This window comes from Phreatobacter sp. GW821-FHT04C01, from assembly GCF_059420385.1.
The window spans coordinates 250,599-263,485 of sequence record NZ_JBWKTP010000008.1; the positions used below are offsets into that span (position 1 = coordinate 250,599).

The 12,887-nt window shown below is 67.2% G+C and carries 13 protein-coding genes; 11 read left to right on the forward strand and 2 right to left on the reverse strand.

Translation table 11 applies throughout. From position 1 onward, the window contains the following. Positions 1-98 precede the first annotated feature (98 nt). The 6 genes from AC07WJ_RS26930 to AC07WJ_RS26955 all read left to right on the forward strand — a co-directional run bounded on the left by AC07WJ_RS26930 (position 99) and on the right by AC07WJ_RS26955 (position 4,634). The gene (locus AC07WJ_RS26930; RefSeq protein WP_494937766.1) at positions 99-467 is read left to right on the forward strand and encodes a YciI family protein; all 369 of its coding nucleotides are present in this window, start codon (positions 99-101) and stop codon (positions 465-467) included. Further along, positions 464-1,762: an RNA polymerase sigma factor gene (locus AC07WJ_RS26935; protein WP_494937767.1), complete on the forward strand. Its 1,299-nt coding sequence runs from the start codon at positions 464-466 to the stop codon at positions 1,760-1,762. Before AC07WJ_RS26930 ends, AC07WJ_RS26935 begins: the two co-directional genes overlap by 4 nt. Before the next feature lie 142 nt (positions 1,763-1,904). Further along, positions 1,905-2,312 (forward strand): DoxX family protein, encoded by a 408-nt coding sequence (locus AC07WJ_RS26940; RefSeq protein WP_494937768.1) that lies wholly within the window; start codon positions 1,905-1,907, stop codon positions 2,310-2,312. A gap of 26 nt (positions 2,313-2,338) precedes the next feature. Beyond that, positions 2,339-2,872 carry an SRPBCC family protein gene (locus AC07WJ_RS26945; protein WP_494937769.1) on the forward strand — a complete coding sequence of 178 codons (534 nt, stop codon included), beginning with the start codon at positions 2,339-2,341 and terminating at the stop codon, positions 2,870-2,872. Positions 2,873-3,129: 257 nt separating this feature from the next. After that, positions 3,130-3,594, forward strand: coding sequence for an SRPBCC domain-containing protein (locus tag AC07WJ_RS26950; protein ID WP_494937770.1), 465 nt, complete (start codon positions 3,130-3,132; stop codon positions 3,592-3,594). A 119-nt stretch (positions 3,595-3,713) separates the two neighbouring features. Further along, positions 3,714-4,634 (forward strand): alpha/beta fold hydrolase, encoded by a 921-nt coding sequence (locus AC07WJ_RS26955; protein WP_494937771.1) that lies wholly within the window; start codon positions 3,714-3,716, stop codon positions 4,632-4,634. Positions 4,635-4,636: 2 nt separating this feature from the next. Here the strand turns inward: AC07WJ_RS26955 and AC07WJ_RS26960 are convergent, their stop codons facing one another. Both AC07WJ_RS26960 and AC07WJ_RS26965 read right to left on the reverse strand, forming a co-directional pair. Beyond that, the gene (locus AC07WJ_RS26960) at positions 4,637-6,298 is read right to left on the reverse strand and encodes a Na+/H+ antiporter (RefSeq protein WP_494937772.1); all 1,662 of its coding nucleotides are present in this window, start codon (positions 6,296-6,298) and stop codon (positions 4,637-4,639) included. A 54-nt stretch (positions 6,299-6,352) separates the two neighbouring features. Continuing rightward, positions 6,353-7,036, reverse strand: coding sequence for a TetR/AcrR family transcriptional regulator (locus AC07WJ_RS26965; RefSeq protein WP_494937773.1), 684 nt, complete (start codon positions 7,034-7,036; stop codon positions 6,353-6,355). Between the two features lie 91 nt (positions 7,037-7,127). On the opposite strand from AC07WJ_RS26965, the gene AC07WJ_RS26970 reads away from it, so the two are divergent. From AC07WJ_RS26970 to AC07WJ_RS26990, 5 genes are all read left to right on the forward strand, one after another. Continuing rightward, positions 7,128-8,165: an HlyD family secretion protein gene (locus AC07WJ_RS26970; protein ID WP_494937774.1), complete on the forward strand. Its 1,038-nt coding sequence runs from the start codon at positions 7,128-7,130 to the stop codon at positions 8,163-8,165. Continuing rightward, on the forward strand, positions 8,162-9,946 hold the full coding sequence (locus tag AC07WJ_RS26975) for an ATP-binding cassette domain-containing protein (RefSeq protein WP_494937775.1): 1,785 nt from the start codon (positions 8,162-8,164) through the stop codon (positions 9,944-9,946). The genes AC07WJ_RS26970 and AC07WJ_RS26975 overlap by 4 nt, the downstream gene beginning before the upstream one ends. Next, a complete protein-coding gene (locus tag AC07WJ_RS26980; RefSeq protein WP_494937776.1) occupies positions 9,943-11,076 on the forward strand; it encodes an ABC transporter permease in 1,134 nt (377 codons plus the stop codon). Before AC07WJ_RS26975 ends, AC07WJ_RS26980 begins: the two co-directional genes overlap by 4 nt. A gap of 6 nt (positions 11,077-11,082) precedes the next feature. After that, positions 11,083-12,201, forward strand: coding sequence for an ABC transporter permease (locus tag AC07WJ_RS26985; RefSeq protein WP_494937777.1), 1,119 nt, complete (start codon positions 11,083-11,085; stop codon positions 12,199-12,201). 201 nt (positions 12,202-12,402) lie between these two features. Beyond that, on the forward strand, positions 12,403-12,852 hold the full coding sequence (locus AC07WJ_RS26990; RefSeq protein ID WP_494937778.1) for a hypothetical protein: 450 nt from the start codon (positions 12,403-12,405) through the stop codon (positions 12,850-12,852). Positions 12,853-12,887 lie beyond the last annotated feature (35 nt).

Below are 12,887 nucleotides of genomic sequence, written 5' to 3' on the forward strand. Positions count from 1 at the left end.
CCGACCTTCCTCCGCCACCTGACTCTCTCGACTTTTTTGTCGACCGCTTGTCGGCCAGCGGGGTACTCGTTCGTCTTCCCGAGAGAACGAGGAATCCCATGCTCTACGCCATCCTCTGCTACAATGATGAAGACGTCGTCGGCTCCTGGACCAAGGAAGAGGACGACGCGGTCATGGCCAAGCTCCACGTGGTCCACGACAAGCTCGCCAAACAGGGCCGGCTCGGGCCGACCGCCCGGTTGCTGCCGACGACGGCGGCGACCACTTTCCGGAAGGAACCGCCGCTCGTCATCGACGGCCCCTTCGCCGAGACCAAGGAACAGCTGTTGGGCTTCTATCTGGTCGAGTGCGCTTCGCTCGACGAGGCGCTCGACGTCGCCAAGGATCTCGCCAAGGCCAATCCCGGCACCGGTTCCTACGAGATCCGCCCCACCGCGGTCTTCATTCCCGGGAGCGGCGCGACGTGACGGATATCTCCTGGATCGATGCCGCGCTGACATCGAGCCGCCCGCAGGCGATGGGCGCGTTGCTGCGCTATTTTCGCAATCTCGACACCGCCGAGGAGGCCTTTCAGGAGGCCTGCCTCAGGGCGCTGCGCACCTGGCCGCAGAACGGTCCGCCGCGCAACCCCGCCGCCTGGCTCATCCTGGTCGGCCGCAACGTCGCGCTGGACGCGACCCGGCGCGCCAGGAAGCAGGCACCGCTGCCCGAGGAAGCCGCCATCTCGGATCTCGACGACGCCGAGGAGGCCTTGGCCGACAGGCTGGACGGTGCCCACTACCGCGACGACATTCTGCGGCTGCTGTTCATCTGCTGCCATCCCGACCTGCCGGCGACCCAACAGATCGCGGTCGCGCTGCGCGTCGTCTGCGGCCTGACCGTCAGGCAGATCGCCCGCGCCTTCCTGGTCTCGGAAGCCGCCATGGAGCAGCGGATCACCCGCGCCAAGGCCCGGATCGCAACGGCCAAGGTGCCGTTCGAGACCCCTGGCGCGGTCGAGCGCACCGAGCGCTTCGCGGCGGTCGCCGCGATGATCTACCTGATCTTCAACGAGGGCTACTCGGCCAATGACGGCGCCGGCGACGTCAGGCGCTCGCTGTGCGACGAGGCGATCCGGCTCGCCCGCCTGCTGATCCGCCTGTTCCCGACCGAACCGGAGATGATGGGCCTCGCGGCGCTCATGCTGCTCCAGCATGCGCGCAGCCCGGCCCGCTTCGACCAGGCCGGCGACATCGTGCTGCTGGACGCGCAGGACCGCGGCCTCTGGAACACCAAGATGATCGCCGAAGGCCTGGCCCTGATCGACAAGGCCATGCGTCACCGGCGCCCGGGTCCCTATCAGTTGCAGGCGGCGATCGCCGCGCTGCATGCCCGCGCCGCGCGGCCGGAAGAGACCGACTGGGCCGGCATCGACCTGCTTTATGCCGGCCTCGAGCGGCTGCAGCCCTCGCCGGTGGTCACGCTCAACCGGGCCGTCGCCACCGCCAAGCTGCACGGTCCCGCGGCGGCGCTCGCCATGATCGAGCCGCTGGAACACAGGCTTTCCGGCTATTTTCACTTCTTCGGCGTGAAGGGCGCGTTCCTGAGCGAACTCGGCCGCACCGCGGATGCACGAACCGCGTTCAACCGGGCCATCGCGCTGGCCAATTCGGCGACCGAAGCCGCTCATATCCGGATGCATCTCGACCGTCTCCTGAAGGACGGCCTGGCCGGTGCCGGGATGCCCGGGCAAGCGATTCCCGGGCGAAACATCCCTGGATAAAAAAACTTCAAAAAAAAGCCGGCTACCTGTCGGATCGGCGCCGTCCCGTTCGTCCTTGGGGCATGGTCCCGGAGCGAGGGGCCCGGTTCGCCGGGCCGGCGCGGATCCGGGCTTCCGTTTGACGAATTCCGGAGACGACATCATGCAATCGGCGAGCGACACGGCACCGACCTCGAAGACGATGGACCGCATCGGGTGGACCTTGAGCGGCCTGGTCATCCTGTTCCTGCTGTTCGACACGACAATCAAATTGATCAAGATCGAACCGGTGGTGACGGCCCTCGCCGAACTCGGCTATTCCGACAGCGTCGCCCGTCCGATCGGGCTCATCGTCCTGGCCTGCGCCATTCTCTATGCCATACCGAAGACCTCGATCCTCGGCGCGGTGCTGTTGACGGGCCTGCTCGGCGGCGCCATCGCCAGCCATGTCCGCATCGACAGCCCGCTGTTCAGCCATACCTTCTTCGGCATCTATCTCGGCATCCTCGCCTGGGGTGGACTTTTCCTGCGCGACGCGCGGCTGCGCGCGCTGCTGCCGCTGCGACGCTAATCTCGAACATCCGATCGGAGAGATCCATGTCCACCCTGTCAGTCATTCTCATCATCCTGGTCGTGCTCATCGCGGCCATCCTGATCTACGCCGCGACCCGGCCCGATACGTTCAGCGTCGAGCGCAGCACACAGATCAACGCGCCGGCGGCCAAGATCTTTCCGCTGATCAATGATTTCGACAGCTGGGCCCGATGGTCGCCCTGGGAAAAGAAGGACCCGGCGATGAAGCGCAGCCGCTCCGGCCCGCCCACCGGCCAGGGCGCCGTCTATGCCTGGGAAGGCAACAAGGAGGTCGGCCAGGGCCGCATGGAAATCATCGATACCGCGCCGCCGTCGCGGATCCGGATCAAGCTCGACTTCTTCAAGCCGTTCGAAGCCCATAACAGCGCGGAGTTCACGCTGGTGCCCAAGGGCGAGGCGACCGAGGTCCGCTGGGTCATGCAGGGGCCGAGCCCGTTCATGTTCAAGCTGATGGGCCTGTTCCTCAACATGGACAGGATGGTCGGCAAGGATTTCGAGGCCGGTCTCGCCAGCATGAAGGCCGCGGCCGAGGCCTGATCGCCCCGAGATTGCCGCGAGTGTGACCGGCCGGGGCCGAATGCACTCTCTCGGCCCGGTGATCGCGACCGCGACGCCCCGGCGCGTCGCGGTCGCTCGAACCGCAACATGGTGGGCGCCCGCCACGCGGCTTACCCGCGCCGACCATTTTCGCTCGAAAAAAGACGTGGGCGCTGTCGAAAACCCGGGCTTCCATTCGTCCTTGGGACAGAGCGCGATCGCCACCGCGATGCGCCCGGTCCGGAGGCAAGATTGCCATGACGCCCGTCGTTCAAGCCGGTCACCCGCAAGAGGCGGCCGTTACCCTCACCCGCACCTTCAACGCGCCGCGCGAGCGGGTCTTCAGGGCGTGGACCGATCCGCGCTATGTCGCGCGCTGGTGGGGACCGCATGGTTTCAAGACCGTTGTCCGCACCCTCGATGTTCGGCCCGGTGGCTCCTGGCGGATCGAGCAGCAAGGCGCTGACGGTTCGGTCCGTCGCTTCGCCGGCACCTATCTCGAGGTTGTCACGCCCGAACGCATCGTCAACACCTTCGGCATCGCCGGCCACGACATGAGCCTGGTCGAGACGCACTGCTTCGAGGATATCGACGGCAGAACCCGGCTCACCACCGTCACGCAGATCATGACCGTCGCCTGCGATGCTCCGGCCGTAGCCGGCCCGCCGCAGGACATCGTCCGGGGCAGAGCGGCCCGCCCGATGCAGCCGGCGGCGCGATGATCGGCTGGCTTCCGCCTCGTCAGCCGTCGCCGCCCGGCGCGAACCGTGCTGCCGGGCTCACGTCGCGCCCTGTGCTGCCTCTCTCCCCGGCTTCCTTCGACGGGTTCAGGACCATCCCCATGCTGAGACGAACCTTCATCGCCAATGCCGCGGCCGCCGGATTGTCGCTTGGCGCGCCACGCCTCGGCCGCGCCGAAACGAGCGGGCCGCGCCCGCTCGCCGAATGCCCGCGACCGGCCGTCAGGATCGGTTATGCCGCGATCAATGGCCTGCAGCTCTATTACGAGGTCCACGGCTCGGGAGAACCCATGGTTCTGCTGCATGGCGGGCTCGGTACCATCGGCATGCTGTTCGGCCAGCTTCTGCCGGTCCTGGCCCGGAAACGACAGGTGATTGCCGTCGAGCTGCAGGCCCACGGCCACACCGCCGATATCGACCGGCCGATGCGCTATGAGACGATGGCCGACGACATCGCGGCCCTGGTCCAGCAGCTCGGGCTGGAGGCCACCGATCTCTTCGGCTTTTCGCTTGGCGGCGGCGTCGCCCTGCAGGCAGCGATCCGCCACCCGGCACTGGTGCGCAGACTGGTGGTCGCTTCGACCCCGTTCCGGCGCGACGGCTGGTTTCCCGAAGCACTGGCGGGCATGGCCGAGCTGACGACCGACAATGCGGCGGCCATGACCGGCAGCCTGATGCACCAGTTCTATGCCGAGGTCGCGCCGCGGCCTGCGGATTGGCCCGTGCTGGTCGGCAAGCTCGGCGACCTGCTCGCCCGGGACTACGACTGGACCGACGCTGTCGCCGCGGTCCGGGCGCCGACGCTGATCCTGACGGGCGATTCCGATCTGGTCCGCACCGAGCACGCCGTCGAGATGTTCCGCCTGCTTGGCGGCGGTGCGGGCGGCGGGCTTGCGGACCTGCCGGATGCCCGGCTCGCGGTGCTGCCGGCCACGACCCATTTCAGCATGCTGACCCGGGCCGACCTGGTCGCCGGCATCACCCAGCCCTTCCTCGAAGCGGCCGGGCCGCAAGCCAACTGACGTCAGCCGCCTGCCGCGCGCTCGGTGCGCCGGGCGATGACCGCCTGTTCGAGATCGATATCTTCGAGCACCTGGCGCAGGATCTCGTCATCCAGCCGCTCGGCGTCGCGTTCGGCGATGAGCGCCTGTCGCTGGCCTGCCAGCACCGCGCCGGCGAGGATCAGAACCTTGTCGTGCCGCTTGACCATCCTGGCCATATTGCCGTCGGGCAGGTCGTCGTCATGAGCCTCGGCCACCCGCCGCGCCCGCCGCAGCAATTGCGTGGCGACCCGGATATCGACCTCCGGATTGTCCTGCTCGCGCAATTCGGCCAGCACCTCGACGGTCGCCTGATCGATGGTCCTGCGGGCATGCGCCATCTGCTCGCGCGCATAATCGGCCTCGCGCTCGTCGCCGATATCAAGCCGCCTGATCAGCCAGGGCAGCGTCAACCCCTGCAGCAGCAAGGTGGCGATGGCAACCGTGAAGGCGATCGGCAGGATCGCCTCGCGGCCGGCCAATGGCTCGCCCGCCACGGTGAGCAAGGGCGTGCCAGCCGCGGCGCCGATCGTCACGACGCCGCGCATGCCGGTCCAGGACAGGACGAGGTTCTCGCGCCAGCTCAAGGGCTCGGCCAAGGATCGCTTCGCGCCGCCGGCCTTCGTCGATCTGGCGCGACGCGCCGAGCGGCGGCGGTAGCGCGCGCGGGCCAGCACCGCCGTCAGCATGACCCAGGCGATGCGCACCAGCATGACCACCGCCAGCACGAGACCGGCGGCAATGGCGAGCCTGGTCAGGTCGAAACCGCTGGCACGCGCGTCCTCGAGCACGAAAGGCAGCTGCAATCCCATATAGGCGAAGACGAACGCCTCCAGCAGTTGGTCGACGACACGCCAGACCTCGCGCTCCTGGATACGGCCGGCGAAGGTCAGGTCGGTCGCGTTATGGCCGAGCGAAAAGCCGGCGAAGACCACGGCCATGACACCGGATGCATGCAGTTCCTCGGCCAGCGCATAGGCGGTGAAGGGCACCACGATCGCCAGCGCCGTGATCAGGGTCGGGTTGGCGAGCCGCCGCCGGATGGCATGCACGATCAGGCCGAGCGCCATGCCGACAAGCGTGCCGACGCCTGCGGCATAGAGGAAGTACAGCGTGACATTGTCGATGAAATTGTGCCGGCCGGTCGCGGCCGCGACGGCCACGCTGAACAGTGTCAGCGCGGCCGCGTCATTGATCAGGCTCTCGCCCTTGAGAATGGTCATCAGCCGGTTCGGCAGGCCGAGCTTGCGGCCGATCGAAACGGCGCTGACCGCATCGGGCGGCGCGACCACCGCGCCGAGAATGAAAGCCGCCGGCAGCGACAGGGCCGGCAGCGCCCAGCCGAGCACAAGGCCGGCCGCCACGGTGGTGACCACCACCAGCCCGACGCCGAGGTTGAGGATCGAGCCAATCCGCTTGATGAAGCTGAAGAACGAGAAATCGACCGCCGCCGAATAGAGCAGCGGCGGCAGGACAAGGCCGAGAATAACCTCCGGCTCGAGCTGGGTGCGTGGCAGCCCCGGGATGAAGGATGCCGCGAGCCCGACCGCCGCCAGCAGCAAGGGCGCCTGGATGCCGCGCTTTTCAGCGAAAATGGTCAGCGCTATGGCGGCGATGATGACGATCAGGATATGCGAGGCGGCCATGGGCTGAGGTCCCGGCGGTTCAAATATTTGCGACGGCGACCACGGCCCCCGGCCTCATGGCTTCGGCCGGGCCACGGCAATCGCCGCGATTCCGCCCAGCGAGAAGCGGATCAGGTGCTCGACCATGTCGTCCACTGCCCTCTCGTCGCGATCAAGGCCCGGAAACATTTGCGTCACCACCTGCCGGTCGCCGATCAGCAGCACGACGAACGGCGCGGCGACGCTGATGCAGGAGCGCGAGACCGACGGATGGTCGAGCGGCAGGCCGAGCATCTCGGCGACCAGCCCGGCCAAAAGTTGCTTTTTCGGCAGAAGCTCGCGCTCGCGCAGCACATGGAACATGGCGGAGGGTGCCAGGATCTCGCGGCTCAGCACGCGCAAGGCCCAGGACGATCCCCCGGGGCCCATGATCGCCTTGACCACCACGCCCAGGAGCCGGCGCAGCTTGTCTTCCGGCCGGCCCTCGCCCTTGGCGATCGCGGCCAGCACATCATAGGCGACCAGGCGCCGATGCGCCTCCACGAGCACCTCGCCATAGAGCCGGTCGATGCCGCCGTAATAATAATTCACCGCGGCCGAATTGGCTTTGGCGCGCTCGGTGATTTCCTTGCCGGTCGCCCGGTCGAAGCCCTTCTCCGCGAAGACCTCGCCCGCCACTTCCAGGATTTGCTGGCGCGTCGCGGCGCCGTCGTCACGGCGGCCGCGCGGCCGCGGTTGAACTCTGCTGTCATCCGTCATGGCCGCAGAATAGGGATGCCCGTCGGATAAATCAAATCTATAATTGAAATTTGAATTTGACAAAAATCACGCAGAGGCTCAAGCTTCCGGCATGAGCATGATCACACCAGCCCGCATCGTCATTCTGCTCGCTCTCGCTGCCGCCGCCGCAGGTGGTGCCTGGTGGTATGTCAAGCGCCCGGCCGCCACGGAAGAGCTTCGCCTGACCGGCAATGTCGACTTCCGCCAGGTGTCCCTGCCCTTCAACGGCAATGACCGGATCAAGGAGATCCTGGTCGAGGAAGGCGCTACCGTCACTCGCGGCCAGGTGCTGGCCCGGCTCGACCAGGACCGCCTGAAGGCGCAGGTCGACCAGGCCCAGGCCATGGTCGCCGCCCAGCGCGCCGTGGTCGAGCGGCTGCACAATGGCAGTCGCCCCGAAGAAGTCGCCCAGGCCAGGGCGAACCTTGCTTCGGCGAAAGCGGACGCGGTCAATGCCCGCGCGCAGCTCCTGCGCCGGCGAACGCTGGCCGATCGCGCCGCGGCCAGCCAGCAGGATCTCGACACCGCCGAGGCGACCGCCGCAGTCGCCGACGCCAAGGTGGAGGTCAACAACCGCGCCCTCGAACTGGCGGTCGCCGGCCCCCGGCGTGAAGACATCGCCCAGGCCGAGGCCCAGTTGAACGGCAATATCGCCCAGCTCGCCCTGATCCAGCGCCAGTTCGCCGATACCGAACTGGCCTCGCCGATCGACGGTATCGTGCGGTCCAGGCTGATGGAGCCGGGCGAAATGGCCTCGCCCACCCGGCCGGTGTTTTCGCTGGCCCAGATCCGGCCGAAATGGATCAGGACCTATGTCTCGGAAACCCGGCTCGGCCAGATCCGCCCGGGCATGCGTGTCAGGGTCGTCTCCGACAGCTTCCCCGACCGGTCCTTCGGCGGCTGGATCGGCTTCATCTCGCCGGTTGCCGAATTCACCCCGAAAACCGTCCAGACCGAAGACCTGCGCACCAGCCTGGTCTATGAGGTCCGGGCCTTTGTCGAAGATCCCGACGACCAGCTCCGGCTGGGCATGCCGGCCACGGTCCGGCTGGCGCCGGCCAGCGCGGCCGCCGACAGCGCCACGGCGGCACCGGCGCGCCAGCCATGACGACGCCGGCCGCCAGCGCCCTGCCCTTTCCGGTGGCCGCGCGCGGCGTCGCCAAAACATTCCGGCGCGACACCGGCGAAATCGTCAACGCCCTGGACGGCATCTCCTTCGAGGCCAAGGCCGGAAGCCTGACCGCGCTGGTCGGTCCCGACGGCGCCGGCAAGACGACGCTGCTCCGCCTCATTGCCGGGCTGATGCAAGCCGAGGCCGGCACTCTCATGGTGCTCGGCATCGAGGTCGCCGCCGATCCCCAGGCCGTGCAGGACCGCATCGGCTACATGCCGCAGAAATTCGGCCTCTACGAAGACCTGACGGTGCAGGAAAACCTCGACCTCTATGCCGACCTGCACGGCGTGCCGGCGACCGAACGCAAGGCGATCTATCCCCGGTTGATGGAGATGACGGCGCTCGGCCGATTCACCACGCGGCCGGCGGGCAAATTGTCCGGCGGCATGAAACAGAAGCTCGGCCTCGCCTGCACGCTGGTGCGCGCACCGGAGCTCCTGCTGCTCGACGAGCCGACGGTCGGTGTCGACCCGCTGTCGCGCCGCGAGCTCTGGGAAATCGTCACCAGGCTGGTGCGCGAGGACGGCCTCACGGTCGTCGTCAGCACCTCCTATCTCGACGAAGCCGAGTTCTGCGACCACGCCGTGGTCATGCACGCCGGCCAGGTACTGGCCCAAGGCAAACCCGCCGAGATCACCGCCGAAGCCGCCGGTTCGACCTTCCTGGCGACCGCCCCGGACGGCATGACGGCGCGCTCGCTGCAGGCCCGGCTGTTCGTCCAGCCGGGTATCGTCGATGCCGTGCCGGAGGCCGGCCGGGTGCGCGTCGTGCGCGCCGCCGCGGATGATCCCGCGCCCCTTGCGGTCGACGGTGTCGCGCTGACGCTCGAACCGGTTCCGGCGCGCTTCGAGGACGGCTTCATGCGGCTGTTCCGCGCGGTCGCGGAAGCCGGCGCATCCCGCCATGCCATGTCGCTGGACCGTCAGCGGCCGGCCGGCGACGGGTTGGCCGTGGAGGTCCGTGACCTCACCCGCCGTTTCGGCGATTTCATCGCCGTCAACAAGGTCAGCTTCAGCGTGGCCAAGGGCGAAATCTACGGGCTGCTCGGGCCGAACGGCGCGGGCAAGAGCACTACGTTCCGCATGTTGTGCGGCCTGCTGCCGGCATCCGGAGGCACCTTGCGCGTCGCCGGCCAGGACTTGCGCGGCGCGCGCGCCGAGGCGCGCCGCAAGCTCGGCTACGTGGCGCAGAAATTCTCGCTCTACGGCGATCTCAGCGTCGACGAAAATCTCGACTTCTTCGCCAGCGCCTATGGCCTGCGCGGCAGCCGCAAGGCCGGCCGGATCGCCTGGGCCAAGGAACAATTCGAACTGGCCGCGTTCTCCCGCCTGCCGAGCGGCCAGCTGCCGGGCGGCTTCAAGCAGCGCCTGGCCATGGCGGCCGCCCTTTTGCACGAACCGGAAATCCTGTTTCTCGACGAGGCCACCAGCGGCGCCGATCCGCTTGCCCGGCGCGAGTTCTGGGGCCGGATCACCGCCCTGTCCGAACAGGGCGTGACCATCATCATCACCACCCATTTCATGGAAGAGGCCGAATATTGCGACCGCGTCATCATCATGGACGCGGGCGTGGCGCTGGCCGAGGGCACGCCGGCCGAGATCCGGTCGGGCGCCCGGCACCAGGCATCGCGCGAACCGAGCATGGAGGACGCCTTCATCGCCATCGTCGAGGCGGCGCGCGAAGGCAACGGGGCGGCCGACAGGAGGGCGGCATGACCGGTCCCGGATGGATGGCCGCGCTCCGCCGCATCCTGGCGCTGGTCCGCAAGGAGACCTACCAGGTGTTCCGCGACCCCAGCAGCATCGCCATCGGCATCGTCATGCCGATCATCCTGCTGGTGCTGTTCGGCTACGGCCTGTCCTACGACATCAAGAACCTGCCGGTGGCGATCGTCACCGAGGAAAGCTCGGCCGAGGCCAGCGGGGCGGCCTCGGGCTTCCGCCTATCCGACTATTTCAACGCCGTGCCGGTCAAGACCATGGCCGAAGCCGAGCGGCTGATGCTGGCACGAACGGTGAGCGCCATCGTGCGGATCCCCCCGGATTTCGCCCGCAATGCCGCGCTCGGGCGCGCCGAGATCCAGATCCTGGTGCATGGCACCGACGCCAATACCGCGCGCATCGCGCTCGCCTATGCCCAAGGGGCGATCGCCAGCTGGCAGGCGCGCGAGGCCGCGCGCGGCAATTCGCCCGCCGCTGCGTCGATCGCGATCGACAGCCGCATGTGGTTCAACGAGGCCAATAACAGCAGCTATTTCCTGGTGCCCGGGCTGATCGTCCTGGTCATGACATTGATCGGCGCGCTGATGACCGCGCTGGTCATGGCGCGCGAATGGGAGCGCGGCACCTTCGAGGCACTGTTCGTGACGCCCACCCGCCCGGTCGAGATCCTGATCGGCAAGACCGTGCCCTATTTCGTGCTCGGCATGCTCGGCTTTGCCTTGTGCGTGGCCGGCAGCCAATTGCTGTTCGGCGTGCCGCTGCGCGGGTCGCTGGCCATCCTGGTGACGGTCTCGACGCTTTACCTGCTGGTGGCGCTGGGCATCGGCCTGCTGATCTCGTCGGTGACCAAGAGCCAGTTCGTGGCAAGCCAGATCACCCTGCTGGCGACCTTCCTGCCGGCCATGATGCTGTCCGGCTTCATGTTCGACATCACCAGCATGCCCTGGGCGATCCAACTGATCACCTATGTTTTCCCGGCCCGCTATTTCGTCAGCCTGCTGCAGACCCTGTTCCTCGCCGGCAATATCTGGAGCGTCATCTGGCCGAATGCCGCCGTGCTCGCCGTCATGGCCGGTGTGCTGATGACGCTGTCGGTGCGCGCCACGCGCAAAGAGCTGGGGTGAGCCGCCATGATCGACATGCTGTTCCGCATTCTCGCCCTGTTCCGCAAGGAACTGCTCGCCATGTTCAAGGACCCGCGCAGCCGCTTCGTGCTGGTCGTGCCGCCGATCATGCAATGCCTGATTTTCGGCTATGCCGCGACCTATGACCTGAACAACGTGCCCTATGCGCTGGTCGACCTCGACCGCAGCGGCGCGTCGCAGGCGCTGGCCGCCAGGCTCGACGGCTCCCGCGTGTTCACCCGGGTGGCGACGCTGCAACGGCCGAACGACGCCGCCGGGCTCATCAACGCCAGGCGCGCCCTGGTGGTCGTAACCATCGGCCAGGATTTCGAGAAGCGGCTCTCCGCCGGGCTCGCCGGGCCGCTGCAGATCATCGTCGACGGGCGCAATTCCAACACGGCCGGCATCGCCCAGGGCTATGTCGGCACCATCGTCGCGGGCTTTGCCGAGGACTGGACCGCCGCCCGCGGCCTGCCCGGCCCGCCGATCAAGGTGTCCACGCGGGCCTGGTACAATCCGGACCTCGAGACGCGCTGGAACATGATCCCATCGATGATCGGCATGATCACCATGATGATGACCATGACGCTCACCGCCATGTCGGTGGCGCGCGAAAGGGAAGCGGGAACCTTCGATCAACTGCTGGTGACCCCGTTCCGGCCCAGCGAGATCATGATCGGCAAGGCGGTGCCGGCCATGCTTGTCGGGCTGACTCAGTCGACCACCATCCTGCTGGTCGCCCAGCTGTGGTTCAGGATTCCCTTCGCCGGCTCCTATCTCATGCTTTATGCCGGCCTCGTGCTGTTCCTTGCGGCCGCCGTGGGTATCGGCCTGTTCGTCTCGTCGCTGGCCGCCACCATGCAGCAGGCGATGATCATGTCCTTCGTGCTGATCATGCCCTTCGTGCTGCTGTCCGGCTTGACCGCGCCGGTCGGCAACATGCCGGAAGTGCTGCAATATTTCACCCTGATCAACCCGCTGCGCTACGTGATCAGCATCACCCACCAGATCTATCTGGAGGGCGCGGGACTGCGCCAACTCGCGCCGGAAATGCTGGCGCTCGGCGTCATCGCCTGCGTCACCATGCCGATCTCGGCCTGGATGTTCCGCAACCGCCTCGGCTGAGAGGAGCGGCTGCGTGCATTCCCGAGCCGATCCGCCTCGGCAAGGGAACAGACCGGGTGGTGCGGCTCCCGCCGCATCATCCCGTTGCCATGGCGAGCAGGGCACAGCCCCGCGTAGAGCTCTTCGCCGGAACCAGCCCTGGAGGCCCGGCGTTCGCAAGGTGACCGTTCCTCGGCTCCGCGGTCGTCTCAGGAGGAACCCATGGCCACGCTCGAAGCCCGGACCATCGCCTTCTTCAAATCCTATAGCCAGCGCAGCAATGACGCGCTGCAGAGTCCGCTCAAACAGGATGTGGACGCCACCCTCGCGGCCTTCGCACCGTTCTTTGTCGGAGCAAGCCCGAAGGGCGTATTCGGCGGCGCGACCGATGCCACATTCCGCAAGGCCATTCCGCAGGGCTTCCGGCATTACCGGGATGTCGGCGGCAAGCGCCTCGAGATCACTCGTATCGCGGTAACTGAACTCGATGGCTTCAACGCCATGGCACGCACCGACTGGGAGTTTGACTATCGGCGGCCGAAGGACGGCGTCGAGGGAACGATCCGCTTCCAGAACCTCTATCTCGTCAACTTCGCCGACGGCAATCCAAAGATCTTCGCCTTCATCACGCCGGACGAGGAGAAGGCGATGCAGGAGCATGGGCTGATCTAGGAGCGATATCCATCAGTACACTCCGTCGGCCCATG